This is a genomic window from Variovorax palleresanus (assembly GCF_051144945.1).
In the GTDB taxonomy this organism is placed as follows: Bacteria; Pseudomonadota; Gammaproteobacteria; order Burkholderiales; family Burkholderiaceae_C; genus Variovorax; species Variovorax paradoxus_S.
Genome location: NZ_JBJNVP010000002.1, coordinates 3298257 through 3322723 on the forward strand (window position 1 = coordinate 3298257; position 24467 = coordinate 3322723).

The window sequence follows — 24467 nt, forward strand, 5'->3', positions numbered from 1 at the left end:
TGCACACCAAGGCCCGGTAGCTCAGTTGGTAGAGCAGCGGATTGAAAATCCGCGTGTCGGTGGTTCGATTCCGCCCCAGGCCACCAAATTCGAAGCCCTTGATCCTCCCAGGATCAAGGGCTTTTTGCTTTGGCGCTCGCTGCTGCCGTTCGGCCTTCGCCCTTTTTCAAGATGCAACGGTCCGCTTCACCTACGCCGATGTGAGCATCACCCTACAGAAAGCGTGCGCCTGAAAAATAGAGTGGCTCATGTGCGAGGCAAGGTTGTTTCGCGCACGAGAAAATCGAAATGTCTTCCCAAGCCAGCCTCATCGAACGGCAGACGCTTCGAGTCCGCGTCAAAACTGTCTCGCTCGAAGCCGATCTGAGCTTGCCCGTCGCGGCCCGAGGCATCGTGTTGTTCGCGCACGGCAGCGGCAGCAGCCGCTTCAGTCCGCGCAACCGGGAGGTCGCCGAGCGGCTCAATGACGCCAAGCTCGCGACGATGCTGGTCGATCTTCTGACCTCCGACGAAGAAGCCGTGGATGAACGCACGCGCGAATTGCGTTTTGACATCGGCCTCTTGGCCGATCGGCTCGTCGGGTTGACCGATTGGCTGCGCGTGCATGAAAGAACCGCGGCGCTGCGGATCGGCTATTTCGGCGCCAGCACCGGTGCCGGCGCTGCGCTGGTGGCCGCCGCCGAGCGGCCCGACACGGTCGATGCGGTGGTGTCGCGCGGCGGCCGGCCGGACCTCGCCGGAGCGGCTCTGGTGCGCGTGCGGGCGCCCACGCTGTTGATCGTCGGCGGCAACGATGGGCCGGTGATCGACATGAACTGGCAAGCGCTCGCGGCGCTGCACAGCGAGAAGCGGCTGTCGATCGTGCCCGGCGCAACCCACCTGTTCGAGGAGCCCGACGCGCTCGGCGCCGTTTCCGTGTTGGCACGCGACTGGTTCAAGAGGTATCTCGAACAACCCAGGAGTGCGAAATGAGCAAATCGCCAGGACACCGCAAATGGCCCGATCACCAAGTGCGGGAGGAGCAGCTTCAACAGCCCATGGAAGTCGAGGTTGAAGGCGTCGTCGTCGCCAATTCGCGAGACGTCATCAAGGTGGTCGAAGACAGGTCTCCGGATCGCTACTACTTTCCGCGCACTGACGTTCGCATGGACAAGCTGAAGCGCTCGCAGACCATTTCAGAATGTCCGTTCAAGGGCCATGCGAGCTACTACAGCTTGAGCCTGGGCGAACGGCAGATCGACGACGCGGGCTGGACCTATGAACGCCCGTACGACGAACACAAGGCCCTGAAGGACCGCATCGCCTTTTACGACGACAGGTTTCCGGAGATCCACATTCGCCCGAAGGCCTGAGCCGTTGGGACTTGTACGTTGCGCCCAGCGAGGGCCGTCGCGCCGTGGCGAAGGGGAACTGGCCACTCAGGATTGACCAAGGCTTCGCTCCACGGCCGCCAGCAGGTCGTCGGGACGCAGCATCGCGGCCCGGGCTTTTACCGCGGTTTCGTACTGATGCAGCGCGGCCCGCAAGCGCGGCGCATTCTGGAGTTCATTCCATACGGGAGCGAGAGCGGCATGCGGCGGCGATTCACCGCGCGCAATTTGCTCCGCGAAGGCGAGGCTCGCGGGCTCGGCGAGCAGCACGGCCTTGCTCGCTGCACTCAATACCTGCGGCGGCGGCTCGGCCGCAGCCGAGCAGCAATAGATCACGTGCCCCGGCAGTGAATGGCCGGCGGGTTCGAGCTCGCGAAGCGAGGCTCCGAGAACGCGTGCCTCGCCATCGACCGATGCAAAGGCGTAGACCGCGTCGGCACTTGCGTGCGCGAGCCGTCGCAGTCCGCGCAGCAGGCGAGGAAAGTCGGATGCCGCCGCACTGGGCGACGCCTTGATCTCGGCGAGAAGAACCAGTTCGGCAGCAGCGCCCGGTTCACTCCGCAAGAGGGCGGCGTCCCACTCTTCCTTGGCCTTGTTCGCCGCTCCCGGAAACCCGCGCGGCGTTCGAAGACTGCGCACCACGCGGTAGGCAGCTGTCCCTTCGTGGTGGCGATTCAGCAACTCGGCCATCTTGCCGAATGCCTCGGCGGCGGCCTGCTCGGCCCTTTCGCCCTCGCGCGCCGACGTGCGGCCTTCGGCGGCAGCGGCATGGCTGCCCGCCAGCGGCCCACGCCGTTCGCACAGTGCCTGGTAGCGCTGCACGGCGTCGAGGCGAAGCAATTCGTCGCCGCGTTGGAGTCGTGCCAGCGCCGGGCTGGAGAGCATGGTGTTGAGTGGTGCCCGCAGTTCCGGCTGTTCGGAAAGATCCTGCGCGAGCGCGCGTTCGACAGCTTGCGCCAGCGCTGCCCAGGAGCCCGCCGCTGCCCGCGCGTGCAGCCGCGCCAGTGCCTCGCGCGCCTCGCCGGTGGGCATGCGGCGCAGCTTGCCGGGATGCGCGATCGCATCGGTCGCGGTTCTCACGGCGCGCTGATCGGCCGCGCGCCTTCTGCGCAGCTGCACGTGTTCGTGAACCGTTGCATCCCGCGCCTGCAGCACGATCGCCTGAAAGGCCGGGTCGCCGCCGTCCGTTGCGAGTGCCTGCCGAATCAACTGCGCCAGTGCCCAGGTGAACGTCTCTTGCGAGTGCGGCGACGGCGGTAGATGCCGCCGTACCGCGAGGCAGGCGTCTTCGATCGCGAAGGCAAGCGCGACGTCGGCGCCGCTTGCCACGGCTGCTTCAGCGTTGTGTGGCAAAGACAGCATGCGGTACCGGCGCGGTGCAGTACGCAAGGCGGCGAGAAGAAGCGCGTCGAGGTGTGGCAATCGATTCGAACTCGAGACAAAAGCTGCAGGCTCACTCTACCCCTGGCTCCGCCAAGTGACATTCCTGAGCCCATCGGCGGCTCGATGTGACGCCGATTGTCATTTCTGACGCGCCCGCGGCACGTCGTCATGCTCGCCAAGCGCGATCAACGAATGGAAAAGATTTCATCGGCCGATTGGCATGCATGTTGCAGTAACAATTTCTAACCATCGCCATTCGACATGCATCCACAAGACAGCGAAAACAACATTCCTCTAGATCGACGTGCTTTCTGCATGGGGGCGGTGAGCCTGGTCGCGCTCGGCACGACCGCGTGTGGCGGCGGCGGAGGAGGCGGTGGCCTGGGGGCGGGCAGCTTCGGCACCGTGGCCGCGGCGCCGCAGGACGCCTCGGCGGCGCCAGTTGCTGCGCCCGCTGCGGCAACGGATTCCGCTGCCGAATCAGTACCCGCTCCGGCACCGTCGCCATCTCCATCCCAACTCCGAAAGTTCGTCCACCCCGGCCTTCTTCACACGGAGGCCGACTTCGAGCGCATGCGCCAGAAGGTCAAGGACAAGGCGCAACCATGGCTGGCCGGCTGGAATGCGTTGACAGGCAGCGGCCGCGCGCAACTCGGTGCGAAACCGCGTCCGCTGGTCACGGTGGTGAGAGGTGGCGAGGGCCAGAACTTCGCGCAGTTCTTCATCGACGTCGCACGCTCCTACCAACTCGCGCTGCGCTGGAAGGTCTCGCAGGACACGCGCTATGCCGACCTGGCCGTGGTCTTCCTGAACGAGTGGTCCTCCACGCTCAAAGAGGTCACGGGCAATGCGGACCGCTTTCTCGCGGCGGGCATCTACGGCTACCAATTCGCGAACGCGGCCGAGATCATGCGCACCTACCCAGGCTGGGCGCCGGCCGATTTCGCGCGCTTCCAGACCATGATGCTGGACATCTTCTATCCGATCAACCACCACTTCCTCACCGTCCACAACGGCGCCCAGATCACCAACTACTGGGCCAACTGGGACCAGTGCGCCATGGCCTCGATGCTGGCCATCGGCGTGCTCTGCGACCGGCCGGACATCTACGACGAGGCGCTGAGTTACTACAAGACGGGCCAGGGCAACGGCGCGGGCCTGCAGGCGGTCTATCACGTGCATCCCGGCTACCTCGGCCAGTGGCAGGAGAGCGGGCGCGACCAGGGGCACTGCACGCTCGGCATCGGCCTTGCCGGGGCGTTCTGCGAGATGGCGTGGAACCAGGGCGACGACATCTACGGCTACGAGAACAATCGCTTCCTCGCGGGCGCCGAGTACGTGGCCAAGTCCAATCTTCTGGATGGCGCCGGCGCCTTCTACACGGTGCCCTTCTTCACCAACGTCAACAGGCAGGGCACGCAGTCCGTGTTGTCGACCGGAGGCCAGGGGCACCGCCGAGGAATCTGGGAGAGCGTACACAACCACTATGCGAACCGCCTGGGCATCGCGACCCCTTACACCGCCCTGCAAGTCGCGCAGATGCGTCCCGAGGGAGACGGCAACAACGGCGATCAACTGGGCTTCGGAACGCTGACCTACACGCGCGACCCGCTCGCCACGCTCGTGCCGCCGACCGGGCTCACGGCCCGGGTGCGCGGAGCGCAGGTCGTGTTGTCCTGGTGGGGCAGCACCGGTGCGCTGAGCTACACGGTCAAGCGCGCGGCCGTTGCGGGCGGGCCCTACGCCACTGTGACCTCGGGCATCACCGATACGCTCACCTTCACCGACGGTGCCGTCGCTGCGGGAGAGGTGTGGCACTACGTGGTGGTGGCCGTGAACGCGGGCGGAGAGAGCGCCCCTTCCACCGAGGCAAGGGCCGCCATCAAGGCCGAGCTGCTGATGCAGCTCAAGTTCGACGAGGCGCAGGGCACTTCGGCCGCCGATACGGCGGGCCGCTTCGCCGCAAGCGAACTCGCGGGCGGTGCGGGATGGGTGGCTGGGCACGAGGGCGGCGCGGTCGCCCTGGCCAGCGCGGCGGCCAGCGTCAACCTGCCGGCGGCGCCGGTGAAGAACCTGGCCGACTTCACGATCGCGTGCTGGGTGTACCTGGACGCCATCTCGACGTGGTCGCGTGTGTTCGATCTGGGCTCCGGCGAGCGCCGCTACATGATGCTGACGCCGCGCAGCGGCGCGGGCACGGTGCGCTATGCGATCTCCACCGTCCACGGCTACAACACGCAGATGATCGAAGGCTCGTCGCCGCTGCCCACCGGCCGCTGGGTGCATGTGGCCGTCACTCTGTCCGGCGCGCTCGGCACGCTGTATGTCGACGGCGCCGTGGCCGGGAGCAATGCGCAGATGACGCTGGCGCCCTTCGATCTCGGAGAGACCACGCAGAACTTTCTCGGTCGTTCGCAGTATTCAGCCGATCCATTCCTGCGCGGCCGGCTCGACGACTTCCGGATCTACCACGGTGCGCTGAGTGCGGCGGAGATTGCGTCGCTGGTGGCGTAGCACCGCATCGGGCCGCCCATGGCTAAACCGCTCCGTGCGACTCCACGTAAAGCGCATAGAGCGAATGGCTGCTCGCCATGTAGAGGCGGTTGCGCTTCGGCCCGCCGAACTCGAGGTTGGCACAGCGCTCCGGCAGCCGGATGAAGCCGATCGGCTTGCCCTGTGGGTTGAAGACCTTCACGCCATCGAGCTCCTCCGACTTTCCGAGCGGCAGATGGGCCTTCATTCCGCCGCCGATGTCGGTTGGCTCCGGCGCGAATGCGCCGCTGAAGCCCCAGCCGCACCAGAGGTTGCCGTCGCGGTCGACGCGAAATCCGTCGAGCGCACCCGGGCCGTCCGCGTCGATCAGCTTGGTCTTGTTCGACACGCTGGCACCGTCGGATGAAACGTCGTAGCTCCAGATGCTGCGGTGAGGCGTGCCTTTCCACTCGACCACGTAGAGCTTCTTCTCGTCGGGAGAAAACGCGAGGCCGTTCGGGTTCACGAGATCGGTGATCACCGCGGTGAGCTTGCCGTCCGTGGCGATGCGATAGACGTTGGTCGTCGGCTGTTCCGGCGCCGCCCTGGAGCCTTCCCACTCGCCGTTGATGCCGAAGATCGGATCGGTGAACCACACGGTGTCGTCCGACCTCACGACCACGTCGTTGGGCGCGTTGAGCTTCTTGCCATCGAAACTGTCGGCCAGCACCGTCATGCGGCCGTCCTTCTCGGTGCGCACCACGCGGCGCGTGACCGAGTGTTCGCAGGTGACGAGCCGGCCCTGGCGATCGCGGGTGTTGCCGTTGGCGAAGTTGGCGTTCTGCTTGTGCACCGTGAACCTGCCGGTCTTCTCGTCGTACTTCATGATCCGGTTGTTCGGAATGTCGCTGCACAGCAGGTAGCCGCCCTCGGGAAAGTACACCGGGCCCTCCGCCCAGCGCATGCCGGTGCCCACCTGCTCGATGGTGCTGCTGTAGATGCGGTACTTCGCAAAGCTCGGATCCAGGATCAGCACCGACGGATCCGGATAGCGCTGGTTGGGCTTGAATTCAAAAGATTGCGCATCGGCCAGGCCCGTGAGGGCCGCCAATCCTGATCCCGCAGCGGACTTCAGGAATTGGCGGCGATGACGGTTTCCGTTCTGCATCGGTAGATCTCCTTTGTCGTTGTGAAAGGGGGCGGCTCGCCTGTGCTCGCAGGCGAGGGCCCAGTCCGATCTTACGTATCGAAGGAAATCAAGTGCCGCTCCAGCACGCGCGGCAGGCCTCACCGCTTCATGAGGCCTGCCGGCGGATCATGCGTTCTCGGCGTGGGCGGGTGCGGCTCGTCGTCGAATTTCAGTCTGCAGCGCACGTTGCCCGGCGGCCAGTGCGGCTTCATAAGTGTCCGCCGCGTCGAAGGCGTCGCGCAGCACTTTGGGATTCGCTCCCTCCGTGTCGGTTTCGAGCAGGCGCCAGACATATGAACCGAGGGTTGGCTCCTCGATGATGAGTTCGATGGGTTGTGTCATGCGCTCAACTTGCACAAGTTGCGGCGGAATGTCTGTAGGCGGAATTCGAATGCTGCTTGAATTGGCCGTTCGGCACCTCGGCAGGCGCTACTCGACCGGCAGCTTGACGGGCCCGCTCGCTCTCAGCCGCAGCGCATTGGTGATGACCGACGCCGAGCTCAGGCTCATCGCCAGGGCCGCGATCATCGGCGACAGCAGCCATCCCGTGAACGGATACAGCACGCCGGCGGCCAAGGGCACGCCCAGCGCGTTGTAGATGAAGGCAAAGCCCAGGTTCTGCTTCATGTTGGCGATGGTCTGCTCGGAGACGATGCGCGCCTGCGCGATGCCGCGCAGGTCGCCCTTGACCAGCGTGACCTGGGCGCTGTTCATGGCCACGTCGGTGCCGGTCCCCATCGCCACGCCCACGTCGGCCTTGGCGAGCGCGGGCGCATCGTTGATGCCGTCGCCGGCCATGGCGACGATGCGTCCTTCGCGCTGCAGCCGGTCCACCAACGCCAGCTTGTCGGCGGGCTTGACTTCGCCGTGCACCTCGTCGATGCCCAGCCTGGCGGCCACCGCGTGGGCGGTGGTCAGGCCGTCGCCGGTGGCCATGATCACGCGCATGCCCGAAGCCTTGAGCGCCTGCAATGCCTCCGCGGTGGTGGCCTTGACCGGATCGGACACGGCGAGCAGGCCGGCCAGCTTGCCGTCGGCGGCGAGGAACATCACGCTGGCCCCTTCGGCGCGCAGGGCCTCGGCCTGCGGCTTGAGATCGCTGACCGCAACGCCCAGTTGATCCATCAGCGCAGTGTTGCCGAGCGCCAGCCTCTTGCCGCCGACGCTGCCGCTCACGCCGATGCCGCTGGCGGATTCGAACTCGTCCGCCGTGCCCAGCGCAAGGTTGCGCTCGCGCGCCGCCTGCACGATGGCATGCGCCAATGGATGCTCGCTCCCCTGGTCGAGGCTGGCCGCGAGGCGCAGCACTTCGTCCTCGGTGAAGCCGGACGTGGCCACCGCGCGGTCGAACCGCGGCTTGCCCTCGGTCAGTGTGCCGGTCTTGTCGACGATGAGCGCGTCGACCTTGCGGAAGCTCTCGATGGCGGCCGCATCGCGGAACAGCACGCCCTGCGTGGCCGCCTTGCCGGTGGCCACCATGATCGACATCGGCGTGGCCAGGCCGAGTGCACAGGGGCAGGCGATGATGAGCACCGCCACGGCATTGATGAGCCCGTGGGTCCAGCTCGGAGCCGGCCCGAAGAAGCCCCATGCAAAGAAGGTCAGCACCGCGATGCCGATCACGGTCATGACGAAGTAGCCGGCCACCCGGTCGGCCATGCGCTGCATCGGCGCCCTGGAGCGCTGGGCCTGCACCACCATCTGCACGATGCTTGCGAGCAAGGTCTGCGAGCCGACCTTCTCCGACTGCATCACCAGCGACCCGCTGGTGTTCAGCGTCGCGCCGATGAGCTTGTCCCCGACGCGCTTGGTGACCGGCAGCGGTTCGCCCGTGAGCATGGATTCGTCGACAGCGCTGATGCCCTCGACCACCACGCCGTCCACCGGCACCTTTTCGCCGGGCCGGACGCGCAGCTTGTCGCCGACATGCACATGCGCGATAGGAACATCTTCTTCAACGCCATCGGCCTTGATGCGGCGTGCCGTCTTGGGTGCAAGGCCCAGCAGCGACTTGATGGCCGCCGAGGTTTGCGAACGCGCCTTGAGTTCGAGAATCTGGCCGAGCAGGGTGAGCGAGATGATCACCGCGGCCGCCTCGAAGTACACCGCCACGCGGCCCATCGACATGAACGAATCGGGAAACACGCGCGGCGCCGCCGTGGCCACCACGCTGTAGACGAACGCGGCGGCGGTGCCCAGGCCGATGAGCGTCCACATGTTCGGGCTTCGGTTCACCGCGGATTGCACCGCACGCTCGAAGAAGGGCCACCCGCCCCACAGCACCACGGGAACGGCAAGCACCAGTTCGATCCAGCTCTGCGTCGCCATTTCGAACCATTGCAGGCGGTGTCCAGCCATGCCGAGCACGGTGACCGCGATGGTGAGCGGCAAGGTCCAGACGAATCGCCGCTTGAAGTCGCGCAACTCCGGGTCTTCCTTTTCATCGAGGCTCGGCATCTCGGGCTCCAGCGTCATGCCGCACTTGGGGCAGTTGCCGGGGTGGTCCTGCCGGATTTCCGGATGCATCGGGCAGGTGTAGATGGTGCCCGGCGATCCGACCGCCGCGTCCGGCGCGTTTGGCTTTCCTCGGTTCACCGGCGCACGATGGCCTTCGTGATGATGATGATCTTTGGAATTGGAACGCGTGTCGTTCATTCGAATTCTCCAGCGGGAAACCATGAAATTGCGCGTGCCGCAGTCGCGCTTGCGGTCAGCCTCGGGTCAGGTTGGCATCCGGACAATCGTCAGTTTCACGGTTGACATCATGTCAAGGTCAAGAGGCTGCGCCCTGGCGCTGCCCGAACTTGCACCTCTAGATCTCGCAAACTCTCTTGAAACCCCTGCCCATGCCTCCTGTTTTTCGCCATCTCCTGACGGTTGCGCTGCTCGCGACTTCAACGGTCCACGCCCAGGCGCTCGACTACGACCACCAGGAAAACTGGAAGGCGGTTCACGACAGCGCCCAGTCGCCGATCGATATTCCTACCGGTGAAGCCAAGGCTGGCGATGCGCTCGAGCCACAAGACATTCGCCTGAGCAACGCTCGCGCGGAGCTCGACGTCGTCGACAACGGCCATGCGGTGGAGGTCGAGGCGAAGGGGCCGGACGCCATGATTCGCGGCCGGCACTTCAAACTGCTGCAGTTCCACTTCCATGCCGAGAGCGAGCACACGGTGGACGGCAAGCACTTCCCGCTCGAGGGGCATTTCGTGTTCCGTGCCGTGGACGGTCGCCTGGCCGTGGTGGGTGTCATGTACCGCGAAGGCGCGGCCAATCCGCTGGCGGCCAAGGTGCTGACGGCGCTCGAGAAGGAAGGCCACGGCGAGCTGTCCAAGGCCGACATCTCCGTTCTCCTGCCCAAGGACAAGGCCTACTACCACTACCTGGGCTCGCTGACCACGCCGCCGCTGACTGAGAACGTCGAGTGGTATGTGCTGCAGACGCCGGTGTCGCTGTCTCCGGCACAGATTGCGCAGTTCCGCGCGCGCTATGCCCACAACAACCGGAAGCTGCAGGAGCTCAACGGGCGTCCGCTGATCCGCTTTCCGTCGGTGTCGCTGACGTCCAATCGCGCAGCCCCCGCCAGCCGCTGAACGCCAAGCCAAAAAAAGCCCCCGGTTCTTCGCAGAGCCGGGGGCTTTTTCAGTTTGGCGCGGTTTTCTCAGACGGCGGAAACTGCTGGCCGGGCCACAGCCGCAGGGCTGCCGCCATGCGGGCCCGGCGGTGTCGTGACGATGGAGGTGAGCGCAGGTTCCGCCATGCGCAAAGCCGAAAGGTCGGGGCGCGGGCGGCGCAGTTGTCCATCGGCTGCGAATGCCATTTCCATGGCATGCGCGGCGCCCAGCACCTGGTGGTCGGCGCGGAAACCGCCGATGATCTGCAGCCCGAACGGCATGTCCGCGTGATCGATGCCGCAGGGCAGCGAAAGCGCGGGATGCGTCGTCAGCGTGACCACATACGTCAACGCCAGCCAGCGGTAGTAGTTGGCCTGCTTCTCGCCATTGATGGTGTCCGCGTACAGCTGCGTCCACGGGAACGGCGACACGGGCGTGGTGGGCGAAAGAATCAGGTCGTAGTCGGCAAAGGTCGCTTGAAAGCGCTTGATGAGCCGGGTCTGCTCGGCCTGCGCCCAGGCGCTGTCGAGCAGGCTCATCTGCGCGCCCATCTCGTAGTTCGCGCGCGAGTTGGGTCCCAGGCTGGCCGGGTCGCGCTGGTAGGCGGCCTGCATGCCCGCCACGAAGGCTTCGGCACGCAGCACGTCGAAGCAGCGGTGCGCTTCGCCCAGGTCCAGCTCGATCTTGTCGCAGCGCTTGAACAGGTGCCGCATGGCGTCGATCTTGCGGCGCATCGTGGCGCGGATGCCGTCGTCCACCGCGCAGACGCCGAAGTCTTCGGTCCACGCCACCCGAAGCCTGCTCAGGTCGACGTCCGCCGGCTTCAAAAAAGACAGCGGGTCCAGCGGGTAGCTCAGCGGGTCGCCGGCGTGCATGCCCGCGGAGGCCGCCATCTGCAGGCAGGCGTCTGCTACGGTGCGCCCCATGGGGCCGACGACGGAGATGGGTGTCCAGCCCAGCAGCTTTCGCACGCTGGGCACGATGCCTGGTGAAGGCCGAAAGCCCACAACGCCGCACTTGGCGGCCGGTATCCGCAGCGAGCCGCCGGTGTCGGAGCCGGTGCACACGGGCAGCATGTCGCAGGCCAGCGCCGCCGCCGAACCGCCGGAAGAGCCCCCGGCATTCAGGTTCGGGTTGAACGGGTTGCCGGTGGCGCCCCACACGTCGTTGCGCGAGTTGGCGCCGGCGCCCATCTCGGGAACGTTGGTCTTGCCCGCCACGATGGCGCCGGCCTTGCGAAGGCGGGCCACCAGTTCGATGTCTTCCTGCGGCACGTGGTCGCGGAAGATCGCGGAGCCCCAGGTGGTGAGCAGGCCTTCGGTGGGCTCCAGGTCCTTCACGCCGAGCGGAAGGCCGTGCAGCAGGCCCAGCGAGTCGCCGCGCATCACGGCCGCTTCAGCGGCCTTGGCTTCGGCTCTCGCGCGATCGAAGCAGGTGGCAGTCACGGCATTGACGAACGGGTTCACTCGCTCGATCTGCGCGATGCAGGCCTCCAGTAGCTCGACCGGCGAGACCGCCTTGCTGCCAATGAGGCGGCGCAGTTCGACGGCGGATTGTTCGATCAATTCGGTGCGAGTGCTCATGTCGGTGGTTGTTCCAAGGGGCCCGGTCCAGTGCACCCGCGGATCGGGCTTTGCCCGGCCGCCGGGTGCGCCCCCCAGTGGGGGGAGGCGCCGAAGGCGCTTCGGGGGGCGTTCATCTAGTCGGAGGTGATGTTGGCGCGCGCGGCAATGGCGCGCATCAAGGGCAGTTCCTTGCTGATCAGTTCGCTCACGGCGGCCGAATTGCTGTAGGCCGGCTCCAGGCCCTGGGCGGTCAGCTTGGCCCGGGTGTCGGCGTCGGCCATGGTTGCGGCCAGCGCCTTCTCGAGCTTGGCCTTCACCTCGGCAGGCAGGCCCTTCGGCGCCGACACCACCAGCCAGCTGTCCATGTTGATGTCGGGGTAGCCGCTTTCCGCCAGGGTGGGCACGTCGGGCAACAGGGCGGAGCGCTTGGCCGTGGTCACCGCAATGGCCTTGATCTTGCCGTTCTTGAGCTGGGGGATGGCGGCGCTCACCGTGTCGATGCTGAACGGAACCTGGCCGCCCATCAGGTCCGTCATGGCCGGGGCGCTGCCCTTGTACGGAACGTGCGTCATCTTGAGGCCCGCGACGTGGAGGATGGTTTCTCCCGTGAACTGCGATGTGGTGCCGGTGCCGTACGACGCGTACGAATACTTGCCGGGCGATGCCTTCACGTAGTCGACGAATTCCTTGACCGTCTTCACCGGCACTTCGCTGTTCGCGAGCAGGATGAGGCCGACGCGTCCGACCAGGCCGATCTGGTCGAAGCCCTTGACCGGGTCGTACGGAAGATTCGAGCGGATGGCCGGGTTGACGGTGAACGTGGTGCCCGAGCTGATCAGCAGCGTGTAGCCGTCCGGCGCGGCCTTGGAAACGTAGCTCGCCCCGATCACCGTGCCGGCACCCGCGCGGTTCTCGATGACCACGGGCTGCCCGAGCTCCTTGCCCAGGCGCTGGGCGATCACGCGCCCGTTCACGTCGGTGGCGCCGCCGGGCGGAAAGGGAATCACGAGCGTGACCGGCCGCGTCGGAAATCCGGTCTCCGCGGCAGCCGCTGCCAGAGTCGACAGTGCGAGGCAGGACATCAGCACCATGCTGGCGAAAGCGGGAAAGCGTTTCATGAAGAGTTCTCCTGAGGGGACGGGACGCTGCAATAAAAGGCGAGGCTGCGAAAGCGTGAAGCGGGAAGGCAGTTTCATCCTAGGAGCCGAAGTCCCCTGCCACAAGCGCAATGTTTAGAATTGTGGATTGCCGTTTTGGCAATCCACGCACCGCGGTTTCCGATAACAGCTGCCCAGGAGAATCCATGTCGCTTCACGCACTTCAGGAGACGGCGGTCCGGTACTTTCTGGAGGTCGTGCGAACCGGCTCGGTGAAGGAGGCCGCAACCAGGCTCAACGTGGCGCCTTCGGCCGTGAGCCGGCAGGTGGCGCGCCTGGAGCGCGAGCTCGACACCTTGCTGTTCGACCGGCACGCACGGGGCATGGTGCCCAACGCGGCCGGCGAGCTGCTGGCCGCGCATGCCAAGCGGGTGCAACAAGACATCGAGCGGGTCGCGAGCGACATCCAGGGCTTGCGCGGCTTGCGCAGCGGGCGTGTGCGGGTGGCCAGCACCGAAGGCTTCGCGTTCGACTTCCTGCCCACGCTGATCTCGCGCTTTCGCAGCAAGCACGAGGGCATCCGCTTCCATCTGGAAGTCTGCTCGCCGCGCGAGATTCCCGGCCGCATCCGCGATGGCGAGGCCGATGTCGGCATCACCTTGAGCGCGCTGCCCGAGCCGGGCATCAAGATCGAGCTGCGCCACCCGAGCCCGATCCTCGCGGTGATGGCCAACGACCATCCGCTGGCGGCGCAGCGCCAGCTCTCCTTGCGCCAGGTGGTGGCCTATCCGCTCGGGCTGCCGCCGCAGGACAGCTCCATCTGCCAACTGCTCGACATCAGCTGCAGCAGGCAAGGGCTGCGCTACGTGCAGGCCATGTCCAGCAACCATGCGAATGCGCTGGTCAGTTTTGCGGCCGCGGGCGGCGGCAGCATCGCCTTCTATGGCGAGTTGTCGATCCGCACGCAGCTGAAATCCAAGGCGCTGGTCGCCATTGCGCTGAAAGACCGCGAAATGAACGAGCGCCACCTGGAGGTCGAGACGTTGGCGGGCCGTTCGCTGCCCGATGCGGGAAAAGCCTTCGTGCGATACCTGACGGATGCCATCAAGGAAGCAATCTGAAAGCACCCGGGAAAGCGGTCTTTGCGGGGCTGCAAAAGCGCCTCCGATCTTTGGAGGCCGCCGCGTGCGCTACACTCCGCGCCGCTTGCAGACGGCCTCAGCCGCTGCGCCGTCATTGGCAACATGACGAGAACAATCCAAAGGAAATTTTCAAGTGAACCGTATCGAACTGGTCGAAAAGATCGCCACCGCCCACACCGTCAGCAAGGCTGAAGCCGCCCGCATCCTGGAAACCGTTACCGGCTCCATCATCGCCGCAGTGAAGAAGGGCGACCCCGTGCAGCTCATCGGCTTCGGCACCTTCAAGCAAGTGGCCCGCGCCGCGCGCACCGGCTTCAACCCGCAAGCCGGCGCGAAGATCAAGATCGCCGCGCAGAAGGTGCCCAAGTTCGTGCCGGGCGCAGCGTTCAAGGCCGCCATCGACCCCAAGGCTGCAAAGCGCAAGGCCGACAAGGCAGCAGCCAAGCCTGCCGCCAAGAAGGCAGCGCCGGCAAAGAAGGCCGCCGCTCCCGCCAAGAAGGCCAAGAAGTAAATCGCGCAACGCGCAAGTTCGCGGCGGCTGCAAGGCTGCTGCTGCGACGACGGCCCTTCGGGGCCGTTTTCTTTTTCAGGACTTCTTCAGTTGAGGGTGCCCAGCCGCGCAAGGATCAAATCGTGCAGCGTCTGGGCCGCCACCGACAGGCTCCCTTCCCGCCGCTGCACCAGGTAGATGGACCGCGTCAGGCCGGGCAGCGGCAGCGGCCGTGTCACCAGGGTGTCGCGCCGGAAGTGAAAAAGCGTGAGCTCCGGCACCACGCTGATGCCGATGCCCGCCTCCACCAGGCCCATCACCGTGGCCAGGTGCTCGACCTCGAACACCGCGTTGAGCCGGAGCGGGTGCAGGGCCGCATCGAGCGACTGGCGCACGCTGCTGTTGCGAGCCATCTGGATGAAGGGCCAGGGCGCGAGCTGCTTTGCCGTGAGCCTGCGTGCGCCGGCCAGCGGATGGTCCTTGCGGCACACGAGGTGAAAACGGTCGTCGCAGAGCTTGCGCCCACGCAGGTCGCTGGCCGCGGCCGCACCGGCCCCCGTGGCCGCCAGCGCGAAGTCCGCCTGGTGGCTGCGAAGCTGCGCAATGCAGGCGTCCGACAGCGCGTCGTGCAGCTCGACCGTGATGCCGGGCCACTGGTGCATGAATTCCGCGAGGATGGCGGGCAGCCATCCGGCCGCGAGCGAGGGCAGCGCCGCCACGCTCACGCGGCCCTTGCGCCGCTGGGCGTGGTCGGCAAGGTCGCCGATGGCGCCTTGCATGTCGTCCAGCAGGCGCCGCGCCGAAGGCTCGAACAGCCGGCCCTCGGGCGTGAGTTGCACGCTGCGGGTGTCGCGGTCGAACAGGCGGGCGCCGAGCGTCTCTTCCAGCGTGCGGATCAGCGCGCTGAACGCGGGTTGCGACAGATGGCAGGTCTGTGCCGCCCGCGTGAAATTACGCTGCTCGGCCAGGGCGGTGAACGCGCGCAACTGGCGGCTGGAAAGGTCGGGCGCTGGCATCGGTCTGGAATCTGGATGAAATGGTCCGCGGTTCCGGAATTTCGGCTCCCGGGCCTGCGGATGGTAGCCCTGTGCCCTGTACGCAACGCGCTCTCGCGAACATCGATGGGCGGGATGCCAGAATCGTGGTCTTTTGTAAAAAAATTGTGACTTAAGGCGCAATTCGGCATCATGATCCGGGCCATGAAGTCCGGCGAAGCATCTTCTGCTGCTTGGCAACGCGTCGTGTGGATGGCGCAGGTTGCCGCTCTTTTTCTGGCTTTCGCAGCGACAAACAGCGAGGCCCAGCAGGCCGCGCCCGCGCAAAGGCTGCGGATCGTGGGTGGCCTGGCCAGCGTGAGCCAGTACACGCTTCAGGAGGAACCCTTCTGGAGCAAGGATCTGGCGCGATTGAGCGGCGGCAAATACAGCGCGAGCATTGTTCCGTTCAACCAGGCCGGCGTTCCCGGCCCGGAAATGCTCAACCTCATGCGGCTGGGCGTCATTCCGTTCGGGACCGCGCTGCTGACCCAGATCAGCAATGAGTACCCTGAACTGGGTACCCCGGACATCGCGGGCCTGAACCCCGACATGCCGACCTTGCGCCGGGTGATCGCCGCTTTCAGGCCTTATCTGGAAAAAACGCTGCGCGAGCGCCATGGCGTCGAGGTTCTTGCGGTGTATGTCTATCCGGCCCAGGTGATCTTCTGCAAGCAGCCCGTGAAGCAGCTCTCGGACTTGGCAGGGCGGCGCATTCGCGTTTCGGGCAGCACGCAGGCCGACTTCGTCCGAGCCCTGAAGGGGGTCCCGGTGTTCACCGAATTTGCCGAACTCATGGCCAACATGAGTTCGGAAAACACCGAATGCGCGATCACCGGTGCCATGTCCGGCAACACGCTGGGCCTGCACAAGATCACCAACTCTCTCTACACAATGCCCATCAGCTGGGGCATCGCCGTGTTCGGCGCCAACATCGATGCATGGAACGCCCTTCCTCCGGACTTGAAGCTCCTGTTGAAAAGCGAACTTCCCAAGCTCGAGACCGCGGTGTGGGCCGAATCGGAGCGCGACACCGGCAACGGCATTGCGTGCAACACAGGCGCTTCGACATGCGTGAAAGGCACCAAGGGCGCCATGGTGGAGGCACGCCCTTCGGCGGATGACGAGCGCCGCAGGCGCGACATCTTCGCCACGAGCGTATTGACGCGATGGGTGCAGCGGTGCGGGGCGGTGTGCGCGGAGGTCTGGAACCAGACCGCCGGCCCCGTGGTGGGCATCAAGGCACCCGTCGGACAGTGAACAAGCCGCTGCCCCGCCGCATCACCGCCTTCGTCTATGGGGTTGCGGCGCTGTTTCTCGGCGCCGTTCTGTCGATTGCCGCCCTGACGATGTGGCAGACCTACCAGAAGGCGATTGCCGAAAGCGAGATCGAGGCCAAGCGGTTCGTCGGCGCGTCGGAAGCCGCGCTCAACCGAAGCCTTCTGGCCGTGGACATGCTGCTCGCGGGCATGGGGCAGTTTCTGCGCAAATCCACCGAAGCCAACGTTGCGGCGGATATTGCGCAACCCGAGACGGCGCAATTGGTCGAGACCATCGTGCGCCAGAGCCTGCTGGTGCGGTACCTTGCTTTCCTGAAGCCGGACGGTGCGGTCGTCGGGTCTTCCGATCGCCGGGGCGCCGGGCTGGCGGTACAGCTGCCCGACGGATTCCTGAAAGAGCTCCTGAACCGGCCGGGATCCCTGCTGGCGATCAGCGCGCCTTCGGTCAGCCTGGCGACATCGCAGCAGGTGCTGTACTTCGGGCGTGTGCTCCGGCTCGCCGACGGCAGCCGGCTGGTGGCGGTGGCCGAAGTGCAGGTGTCGATGCTCACCACCATTCTTGCGCAGGGCGCGAGTATCAAGGGGCTCGAGGTCACGCTGGAGCGCGAAGCGGGGCCGCTCTTGGCCAGCATGCCGCCGCGCGACGACCTTGCCGGCCGGTCCATCAGCCCCGCGGTGACCGACCAGATCAGCGACGGGAGTCCGCGGCGGATGCTTGCACGGCTCAGCGGCACTCCCGCCATCGTCGTGGCCCGCCCCACGCTGCAACGGAACCTGCTGATCGTCGCGGGCATCCCGCTCACTTTTGCGCTGGAGGATTGGCGCAGGGAGCGCGATCTGATCCTGGGTACGGCGCTGGCCTTCACGCTGATGATTCTTGCCGTCAGCTACTTCGCCCATCTGCAGCTGCGCCGGCAATGGCGTGCCCGGGGCGACCTGCTTCGCTCCAAGGCCACGCTGGACCAGGCCCTCGAATCCATGGTGGACGGCTTCGTGCTGCTCGACCCCGACGGCCGCATCGTCACGTGGAACCGCCGCTTCGTGGACTATTTTCCCTGGACCGAGACATTGCTTTTGCCGCGGGCGACGTTCCAGGAGATCGACGACCAGAACGTGCGCCACCTGCAGGCACAAAACGAGCAGGAACTCGTCTTGCCGAATGGCCAGGTGATTCTTGCGGTGAAAAGTCCCACGCCGGACGGCGGCCTGGTGTGCGTCTACCGCGACGTCACCGAGAAGAGGCGCCATCTCGCGGACATCCTCGAAGGCAAGGCGCAGTTGCAGGCCACATTGGACGCATTGCCCGACGTGCTGCTCGAAGCCGGCATCGATGGCCGGTGCTACCACTTCCATTCGCCGCGCCGCCCGAGGTCCTCCATCAAAGTGCGAGAGCCGGTCGGCAAGCTGATGTCCGAACTGTTGCCGGCCAATGCCGCCGCCGAAGTGATGGTGGCGCTGCGCGACGCTTTCGAGTTCGGATTCTCGTCCGGCAGGCAATTCGAAAGCAGGGGCCCCAAAGGCGCGCTCTGGTTCGAGATTTCCGTTTCGCGCAAGCTGATCGGTGAAGGCATCGACGCGCGGTTCATCGTCATCCTGCGCAACATCACCGACAGCAAGCTGGCGGCGCGCGAGATCGAGCACCTCGCCTTCTACGACATCCTGACGGGCCTGCCCAATCGCCGGCTGCTGCTCCATCGGCTGCAAGCCAGCATCGACTCCAACACCCGGCGGTCGCGGCACGGGGCATTGCTGTTTCTCGACCTGGACGACTTCAAGACGCTCAACGATGCACTCGGGCACACCATCGGCGATGAGCTGCTGAAGCAGGTTGCCGTCCGGCTTCAGGGCTGCCTGGGCGAAGGCAGCACCGTTGCGCGGCTCGGTGGCGACGAATTCGTGGTGCTGCTCGAAAACCTCAGCGAAGACCCGGCCGTTGCCGCGATGCAGACCAACGCCAGCGGCGAGGCCATTCTCACGGCGCTGAACCAGTCGTTCCAGCTCGACAACCACCAGTACCACAGCACGTGCAGCATCGGTGCCGTGGTCTTCAACGCCACGCATCAATCGCTGGAAGACCTGCTGAAGCAGGCGGACATCGCCATGTACTACGCCAAGTCGGCGGGCGGCGACGCGCTGCGGTTCTTCGAGGTCGCCATGCAGACGGCCATCACGGCCCGCGCGACGCTGGAGAGCGAACTGCATGCGGCGCTGGAAGGCCAGCAGTTCTTGCTGCACTACCAAAGCCAGGTCACGTCGGAAGGCCACATCGTGGCCGCCGAGGTGCTCATCCGCTGGCAGCATCCGGTGAAGGGATTGGTGAATCCCGGAGGCTTCATCGAACTGGCCGAGGAAACCGGGTTGATCGTGCCGATCGGCATGTGGGTGCTCGAGACCGCATGCGTGCAACTGGAGCGCTGGAGCCACGATCCGAGGCGCCGGCACCTGCAGCTGGCGGTCAATGTCAGCGCGCGCCAGTTCCGCACCGACGACTTCGCCGACCGGGTCTGCGAGGTGATCCGGAGAACCGGCGCCGACCCGACGAGGCTGAAACTGGAGCTCACGGAAAGCCTGCTGCAGGACAAGGTGACCGAAACGATCGGCAAGATGCAGCTGCTCGCGGCCATGGGAATCCACTTCTCCATGGACGACTTCGGCACCGGGTATTCGTCGCTTTCCTACATGACGCAGCTGCCGTTGAACCAGATCAAGGTCGACAAGTTCTTCGTGCAGAACATCGGGGTCGATCCGAAGGTCGAACTGATCATCCAGGCCATCATCGGGATGGCCCGCAACCTGGACCTCCAGATCGTGGCGGAGGGCGTCGAAACGCATCAGCAGTTCGAGTTTCTTCAGGCACACGGAGCCATGCTGTGCCAGGGCTATCTGTTCAGCAGGCCGGTGCCGATCGAACAATTCGAAGCACAGCTGGACCTCGCGATGGCCGACTGAACGCATGCCGCGCTGAGCGAGTTCACACGATGCGCCTTCCTCTCAGCCTCCCACGCTCCAGCCAGCCGCGTTTCAGCCTGCGCGCTCGTCTGTCCGCGGGCGTGGTTGCGATCGTTTTCCTGACGACCTTCGGGGTGACCACCGCTGCGCTCTACTTCATCAAGCGGAACATGCAGGCCGCCATTGCCGACGAGCAGCTCGAACGCATATCGGCCATTGCCGACGCGGTGGACCAGAAGTTCCTGAGCCGCCGCACCCTGCTCAAGACCTTTGGCGACAGCGTCGAGAGCCACAATTTCACCAGTGCCGACGGGCTGCAGGACCTCGTCATGCGGCACGAGTCGCTGAAAGAGGCCTTCGACAACGTCGCCTTCGTGGACGTCGACGGCAAGCTGGTCGCCAACCTGAACGGCGCGCACCAGATCGGGCGGGTCAACATCAAGGACCGCGAGTACTTCCAGCGCACGATGGCAGCCAAGGCCGGCGTGATCTCCGAGCCCTACCGCAATCGGCTGAACGGCTTGGCGCAGATCGCCATGACCGAACCGGTGCTGGACCGGCAGGGCAACGTGGCCTACGTCATCGCCGCCTCGATCAACCTGAAGGAGCAGAACTTCCTCGGTGAACTTGCCAACGTGAAATTCGGCAAGACGGGCTACATGTTCATCACCAACACGGACGGCATCGTCGTCGACCATCCCGACAAGTCCAGGCTGCTCCAGCACGTCAACGCCGATGGCAGGAGCAATGCCGCCGCGGAGCGCGCCATTGCCGGCCACGAGGGCACGATAGATGCCGTGAACCGCAAGGGCGTGCGCGGGCTCTACGCCTTCAAGCCGATCCGCCAGACCAACTGGGTGCTGGGCGCGATGTATCCGCGCGACGAAGCCTTTGCCCGGATCGAGCAGATCGAGCGCTTCGCATGGGCCGGCGTATTGCTGCTGACGTTCGTGGCCGGCACCATTGCCTTCGTGACCGCGCGTTCGCAGCTCGCGCCCTTGTCCCGGCTGCGCGAGCACATGCAGGTCTCGCGCGCGGCTGCGGCCTATGCGCCCATGAAGGAGGCGCCTCCCGGGGACGAGGTCGGCGACCTGTCGCACACCTTCGATTCGCTGATGCAGGAGCGCCAGGCATCTCAGGAACGGGTGCAGGCGAGCGAAAGATTCCTGCGCGACGTGACCGACAACCTGCCGGCGGTGGTTGCCTACTTCGACAGCGAGCAGCGCTGCCTGTTCGCCAACAAGGCGGGGCTCGGCATGCGCGGCAGGACGCGGGCCGACATCGGGCGCATGACCATGCAGGAGTCGCTGCCCGATCCGGTCTACCAGCAGCTCGTTCCGCACATTGCCAAGGTGCTCGCGGGAACGCCGACGCGTGCGGAGGGCACCTACGACCGCAACGGCAAGGAAGGCTTCTTCGAGTGCCATCTTGCGCCCGATATTCGCGACGACGGCGTGCTGGCCGGCTTTTACGTGATGACCTTCGACATCACGCGCCAGAAGGTGGCCGAGCGCGAGCGGGCGGCCGGCGAGGCCCGGGTACGCACCATCACCGACAACCTTCCGGCGCTGGTGTCCCACGTGGATGCGTCGCTGCGCTTCACCTTCGTGAACGCGCATCTGCGGGCCTTGTTCGACGGCATCGAGCTGGTGGGAAAGCTGCTGCCCGACGTGCGCGGCGCCGAGGATTTCGAGGTGGTCGAGCCCTACGTCCGCCGCGTGCTCGCCGGAGAAGCGGTCACCTTCGAGAAGAAGGGTGATCCCGCACGCGGCGTCGGCCAAAAATGGTACCAGTCGCACTACGTCCCCGACCGCAACACCGACGGCACCGTGCGCGGCTTCTATGGCATGACCTTCGACATCACCGAGCGCAAGCAGGCCGAAATGCGAAGCGCCGAGAGCGAGCGCCGCCTGCGGGGCCTGACCGACAACGTCCCGGCGCTCCTGACCGAACTGGACCGCGAGGAGCGGGTGGTCTTCTGCAACGGCCGCTACCAGACCTGGCTCGGCATATCGCCGGATGCGATGATGAACCGGCCCATCCGGGAGTTCATCGGCGATGCGCACTACGAAATGCGCAAGCCCCTGCTGGCACGCGCCTTCGCGGGCGAGGTGGTGTCTTTCGAGCAGACGGCCCGGCTGCTGATCGGCGAGCGGACCCTGCAGACAACCTATCTGCCGCAGAAGAATGCCGAGGGCGAGGTCGTCGGCCTGTACGTGCTGGCGAACGACGTCAGCGACCTGAAGCAAAAGCAGCTGCAGCTGGACGTTCTTGCGCGCGAAGATGCGCTCACGGGCCTGCCCAACCGCCGGTCGTTCGAAGAGCATGTGCGCGACGCCATGGCCAGGTCGCGGCGCGCGGGGCTGTCGGTGTGCCTGCTGTTCCTGGACATCGACTATTTCAAGACCATCAACGATTCGCTGGGCCATGCGGCGGGCGATGCGGTGCTGAGGGAGTTCGGCCGCCGGCTCCGGCAGAGCGTGCGCGACACCGACATGGCGGCACGCTACGCCGGCGACGAATTCGTGATCCTTCTCGAAGGCGTGGCCGGTGCCGCCGAAGCGCAGGTGGTCGCGGGCAAGGTGCTGGCCGCCATGCGGCCGGCCTTCAACCTGCCCGGCCGCACCCTGCATGCGACGACCAGCATCGGCGTCGCGCTGTCGGAAGAAGACGAGGACTTCGCTTCCTTGTTCGTGCGCGCCGACACCGCGTTGTATGCGGCCAAGAAAGAGGGCAAGAACCGCTTCATGATGGCCGCGCCCAGGGCTGAAGCCAGGCCCGGCGCCTCGTGGCCGCGCCAAGAGCCTTACAGCGCCTGAGGCCGCGCGCCCGTCGGGCCGACACCGCCCGCAATCTCGGCCTTGTCCTACGCGGAAGGTATCTGCTGCTGCACAGAATTGGCGGCGGTACTTTCACGGGCAGTACTTTCACGGACAAAAAGCAATGGCAGAACACGGCGGTGGGGGTGCACCACTCAACCAACGCACTCTGACCGACGCCGACTACCGGCTGATGGTCGAGACGGTCACCGACTACGCCATCACCGTGCTGGATCCCGGCGGCATCTTCGTCAGCTGGAACGACGGAGCGAGAAAGCTCAACGGGTACGAGCCGCCGGAAGTGCTCGGGCGCCACTTCTCGCTGCTCTACCCGAGCGAGCTGCTCGACCAGAACCGGCCGGACCACGCGCTGGCGACGGCGCGTGACGCCGGCCATCTCGAAGAAGAGGGCTGGCGCCTGCGCAAGGACGGCACGCGGTTCTGGGCCAGCGTCGTCATCACGCCGATGACCGGTCCGGGCGGCGAAATCCGCGGCTACTCCGTGATCACCCGGGATCTCAGCGAGCGGCGCCGCCAGGACGAGATGCTGCGCCTGAGCGAGGAGCGGTTCCGGCTCCTGGTCGAAGGCGTGAAGGACTACGCGATCTTCATGCTCGACCCTGGTGGCCACATCGTGAGCTGGAATCTTGGTGCGCAGAAGAACAAGGGCTACGAGGCGTCGGAGATCATCGGGCAGCACTTTTCCAAGTTCTACCCGGCCGAGCTGGCCGCGAGCGGCTGGCCGGAACAGGAGTTGCGCTATGCGCTTCGGGACGGGCGGTTCGAGGACGAAGGCTGGCGCATCCGCAAGGACGGCAGCCGGTTCTGGGCCAGCGTGGTGATCACCGCGCTGCACGACGCCACCGGCAAGCACCGCGGGTTCGCCAAGGTCACGCGCGACCTGACGGAGCGGCGCCGCGTCACGGCGCTCGAGGACGAGGGGCGCCGCGTGACGAACTTTCTTGCCATGCTCGGGCATGAACTGCGCAATCCGCTGGCGCCGATCTCGAATGCGCTCGAGCTCCTCAAGCGCGAAAAGACGGATTCAGCGGTGGTTGCGCACACCCGCGACATCATCGGCCGGCAGCTCAGGCAGATGACGAGGCTGGTCGATGATCTCCTCGACGTGGGCCGCATCACGAGCGGCAAGATCCTGCTCGAAAACAAGCCGGTGCGGCTGCGCGACGCCATTGCCCAGGCCATCGAGGCAGCGCGCCCGCTGATCGAAGGCAAGGCGCAGGCCCTGCACCTGGAGATGCGGGACGCGGATCCATGGATTGCCGGAGACAGCGCTCGGGTCATCCAGATCGTGAGCAACCTGATCCACAACGCGGCCAAATTCACGCAGGACGGCGGCAACATCCATGTGTCGCTCTCGCAGAGCGGCACCGATGCCGACATCAGCGTGCGCGACGACGGGCCCGGCATCCAGCCCAAGGACCTGCACCGCATCTTCGACCTTTTCGTGCAGGGCGAGCAGAACATGGCAAGAACCCAGGGCGGACTGGGCCTGGGGCTCAGCCTCGTGCAGCAGCTGACGACGCTGCATGGAGGCCGGGTGAGCGCCTTCAGCACCGGAAGAACGGGCGAGGGCAGCGAGTTCGTGGTGCAGTTTCCCATCGCACAGGCGCCGATTGCCACGCTCGAGGCGCAGCCCCGGCCCTTGGGAGAGCAGCGCGTGCTGGTGGTGGACGACAACGTGGACGCGGCCGAGACCATGGCGCTGCTGCTGGAGGCGCTCGGCTACACGTCCAGCATTGCGCATGGAGGGCTCGCCGCCATCGAGGCCGTCAAGGCGCACGACCCGGACATCGTGCTGCTGGACATCGGGCTGCCGGACCTGAGCGGCCACGAGGTTGCCAGGCGCTTGCGCGCGGAGTTGATCAACCCGCCGCCGCTGATCGCCGTGACCGGCTACGGCCAGGCCAGCGACCGGGAAACCAGCCTCGAAGCCGGCTTTCGCGCCCACCTGACGAAGCCGGTCGACGTCGACAAGCTCGCGGCATTGCTCGAACGCCTGCTGGAGCCGCCGCTTCAGTCGAAGGCGGCGTAGCACGCCGCCG

At 65.9% G+C, this 24467-nt stretch carries 17 protein-coding genes and 1 tRNA gene; 11 read left to right on the top strand and 7 right to left on the bottom strand.

Annotated elements, in window-relative coordinates; genetic code table 11:
• The first annotated feature begins 10 nt into the window (after window positions 1-10).
• The 3 genes from ACJ7Z0_RS19365 (at window position 11) to ACJ7Z0_RS19375 (ending at window position 1352) form a co-directional block, all read left to right on the top strand.
• Window positions 11-86 (top strand) — tRNA-Phe (locus tag ACJ7Z0_RS19365).
• Between the two features lie 223 nt (window positions 87-309).
• Entirely contained in the window at window positions 310-972 is a 663-nt protein-coding gene (locus ACJ7Z0_RS19370) for a dienelactone hydrolase family protein (RefSeq protein WP_434792692.1), read from the top strand.
• Window positions 969-1352, top strand: a complete 384-nt coding sequence (locus ACJ7Z0_RS19375) for a DUF427 domain-containing protein (RefSeq protein WP_431125160.1) — start codon at window positions 969-971, stop codon at window positions 1350-1352. Before ACJ7Z0_RS19370 ends, ACJ7Z0_RS19375 begins: the two co-directional genes overlap by 4 nt.
• 66 nt (window positions 1353-1418) lie before the next feature.
• Here the strand turns inward: ACJ7Z0_RS19375 and ACJ7Z0_RS19380 are convergent, their stop codons facing one another.
• Window positions 1419-2732 (bottom strand): hypothetical protein, encoded by a 1314-nt coding sequence (locus ACJ7Z0_RS19380; RefSeq protein WP_434791127.1) that lies wholly within the window; start codon window positions 2730-2732, stop codon window positions 1419-1421.
• Window positions 2733-3014: 282 nt separating this feature from the next.
• Here ACJ7Z0_RS19380 and ACJ7Z0_RS19385 point away from each other — a divergent pair, with 282 nt between their 5' ends.
• Entirely contained in the window at window positions 3015-5267 is a 2253-nt protein-coding gene (locus ACJ7Z0_RS19385) for a LamG-like jellyroll fold domain-containing protein (protein ID WP_434791128.1), read from the top strand.
• A 22-nt stretch (window positions 5268-5289) separates the two neighbouring features.
• On the opposite strand, the gene ACJ7Z0_RS19390 is transcribed toward ACJ7Z0_RS19385, so the two are convergent.
• From ACJ7Z0_RS19390 to ACJ7Z0_RS19400, 3 genes are all read right to left on the bottom strand, one after another.
• Window positions 5290-6393: an SMP-30/gluconolactonase/LRE family protein gene (locus ACJ7Z0_RS19390; RefSeq protein WP_434791129.1), complete on the bottom strand. Its 1104-nt coding sequence runs from the start codon at window positions 6391-6393 to the stop codon at window positions 5290-5292.
• Between the two features lie 147 nt (window positions 6394-6540).
• Complete coding sequence (locus tag ACJ7Z0_RS19395; protein WP_434791130.1) at window positions 6541-6756, bottom strand: hypothetical protein; 216 nt, start codon at window positions 6754-6756, stop codon at window positions 6541-6543.
• Between the two features lie 87 nt (window positions 6757-6843).
• Window positions 6844-9069, bottom strand: a complete 2226-nt coding sequence (locus ACJ7Z0_RS19400) for a copper-transporting P-type ATPase (protein WP_434791131.1) — start codon at window positions 9067-9069, stop codon at window positions 6844-6846.
• A 191-nt stretch (window positions 9070-9260) separates the two neighbouring features.
• On the opposite strand from ACJ7Z0_RS19400, the gene ACJ7Z0_RS19405 reads away from it, so the two are divergent.
• Window positions 9261-10007 (top strand): carbonic anhydrase, encoded by a 747-nt coding sequence (locus tag ACJ7Z0_RS19405; RefSeq protein WP_434791132.1) that lies wholly within the window; start codon window positions 9261-9263, stop codon window positions 10005-10007.
• Between the two features lie 68 nt (window positions 10008-10075).
• On the opposite strand, the gene ACJ7Z0_RS19410 is transcribed toward ACJ7Z0_RS19405, so the two are convergent.
• Both ACJ7Z0_RS19410 and ACJ7Z0_RS19415 read right to left on the bottom strand, forming a co-directional pair.
• On the bottom strand, window positions 10076-11611 hold the full coding sequence (locus ACJ7Z0_RS19410) for an amidase (RefSeq protein WP_434791133.1): 1536 nt from the start codon (window positions 11609-11611) through the stop codon (window positions 10076-10078).
• A 116-nt stretch (window positions 11612-11727) separates the two neighbouring features.
• The gene (locus tag ACJ7Z0_RS19415) at window positions 11728-12711 is read right to left on the bottom strand and encodes a Bug family tripartite tricarboxylate transporter substrate binding protein (RefSeq protein ID WP_434791134.1); all 984 of its coding nucleotides are present in this window, start codon (window positions 12709-12711) and stop codon (window positions 11728-11730) included.
• Window positions 12712-12896: 185 nt separating this feature from the next.
• On the opposite strand from ACJ7Z0_RS19415, the gene ACJ7Z0_RS19420 reads away from it, so the two are divergent.
• Together ACJ7Z0_RS19420 and ACJ7Z0_RS19425 are read left to right on the top strand one after the other, a co-directional pair.
• A complete protein-coding gene (locus ACJ7Z0_RS19420) occupies window positions 12897-13811 on the top strand; it encodes a LysR family transcriptional regulator (protein ID WP_434791135.1) in 915 nt (304 codons plus the stop codon).
• 154 nt (window positions 13812-13965) lie between these two features.
• Entirely contained in the window at window positions 13966-14343 is a 378-nt protein-coding gene (locus ACJ7Z0_RS19425; protein WP_093023274.1) for an HU family DNA-binding protein, read from the top strand.
• A gap of 86 nt (window positions 14344-14429) precedes the next feature.
• On the opposite strand, the gene ACJ7Z0_RS19430 is transcribed toward ACJ7Z0_RS19425, so the two are convergent.
• Entirely contained in the window at window positions 14430-15338 is a 909-nt protein-coding gene (locus ACJ7Z0_RS19430) for a LysR family transcriptional regulator (RefSeq protein WP_431125140.1), read from the bottom strand.
• Between the two features lie 183 nt (window positions 15339-15521).
• Here ACJ7Z0_RS19430 and ACJ7Z0_RS19435 point away from each other — a divergent pair, with 183 nt between their 5' ends.
• From ACJ7Z0_RS19435 to ACJ7Z0_RS19450, 4 genes are all read left to right on the top strand, one after another.
• Window positions 15522-16616, top strand: a complete 1095-nt coding sequence (locus tag ACJ7Z0_RS19435; RefSeq protein WP_434791136.1) for a TRAP transporter substrate-binding protein — start codon at window positions 15522-15524, stop codon at window positions 16614-16616.
• On the top strand, window positions 16613-19585 hold the full coding sequence (locus tag ACJ7Z0_RS19440) for a bifunctional diguanylate cyclase/phosphodiesterase (protein WP_434791137.1): 2973 nt from the start codon (window positions 16613-16615) through the stop codon (window positions 19583-19585). Before ACJ7Z0_RS19435 ends, ACJ7Z0_RS19440 begins: the two co-directional genes overlap by 4 nt.
• A 29-nt stretch (window positions 19586-19614) precedes the next feature.
• Window positions 19615-22404, top strand: coding sequence for a sensor domain-containing diguanylate cyclase (locus ACJ7Z0_RS19445; protein WP_434791138.1), 2790 nt, complete (start codon window positions 19615-19617; stop codon window positions 22402-22404).
• Between the two features lie 124 nt (window positions 22405-22528).
• Window positions 22529-24457, top strand: a complete 1929-nt coding sequence (locus ACJ7Z0_RS19450) for a PAS domain-containing hybrid sensor histidine kinase/response regulator (RefSeq protein ID WP_434791139.1) — start codon at window positions 22529-22531, stop codon at window positions 24455-24457.
• Window positions 24458-24467 lie beyond the last annotated feature (10 nt).

Bases quoted from the DNA above. Each gene is read 5' to 3' on its own strand.
- ACJ7Z0_RS19375 (WP_431125160.1), top strand. From the start codon at position 969: ATGAGCAAATCGCCAGGACACCGCAAATGGCCCGATCACCAAGTGCGG.
- ACJ7Z0_RS19380 (WP_434791127.1), bottom strand. From the start codon at position 2,732: ATGCTGTCTTTGCCACACAACGCTGAAGCAGCCGTGGCAAGCGGCGCC.
- ACJ7Z0_RS19385 (WP_434791128.1), top strand. From the start codon at position 3,015: ATGCATCCACAAGACAGCGAAAACAACATTCCTCTAGATCGACGTGCT.
- ACJ7Z0_RS19390 (WP_434791129.1), bottom strand. From the start codon at position 6,393: ATGCAGAACGGAAACCGTCATCGCCGCCAATTCCTGAAGTCCGCTGCG.
- ACJ7Z0_RS19395 (WP_434791130.1), bottom strand. From the start codon at position 6,756: ATGACACAACCCATCGAACTCATCATCGAGGAGCCAACCCTCGGTTCA.
- ACJ7Z0_RS19400 (WP_434791131.1), bottom strand. From the start codon at position 9,069: ATGAACGACACGCGTTCCAATTCCAAAGATCATCATCATCACGAAGGC.
- ACJ7Z0_RS19405 (WP_434791132.1), top strand. From the start codon at position 9,261: ATGCCTCCTGTTTTTCGCCATCTCCTGACGGTTGCGCTGCTCGCGACT.
- ACJ7Z0_RS19410 (WP_434791133.1), bottom strand. From the start codon at position 11,611: ATGAGCACTCGCACCGAATTGATCGAACAATCCGCCGTCGAACTGCGC.
- ACJ7Z0_RS19415 (WP_434791134.1), bottom strand. From the start codon at position 12,711: ATGAAACGCTTTCCCGCTTTCGCCAGCATGGTGCTGATGTCCTGCCTC.
- ACJ7Z0_RS19420 (WP_434791135.1), top strand. From the start codon at position 12,897: ATGTCGCTTCACGCACTTCAGGAGACGGCGGTCCGGTACTTTCTGGAG.
- ACJ7Z0_RS19430 (WP_431125140.1), bottom strand. From the start codon at position 15,338: ATGCCAGCGCCCGACCTTTCCAGCCGCCAGTTGCGCGCGTTCACCGCC.
- ACJ7Z0_RS19435 (WP_434791136.1), top strand. From the start codon at position 15,522: ATGAAGTCCGGCGAAGCATCTTCTGCTGCTTGGCAACGCGTCGTGTGG.
- ACJ7Z0_RS19445 (WP_434791138.1), top strand. From the start codon at position 19,615: ATGCGCCTTCCTCTCAGCCTCCCACGCTCCAGCCAGCCGCGTTTCAGC.
- ACJ7Z0_RS19450 (WP_434791139.1), top strand. From the start codon at position 22,529: ATGGCAGAACACGGCGGTGGGGGTGCACCACTCAACCAACGCACTCTG.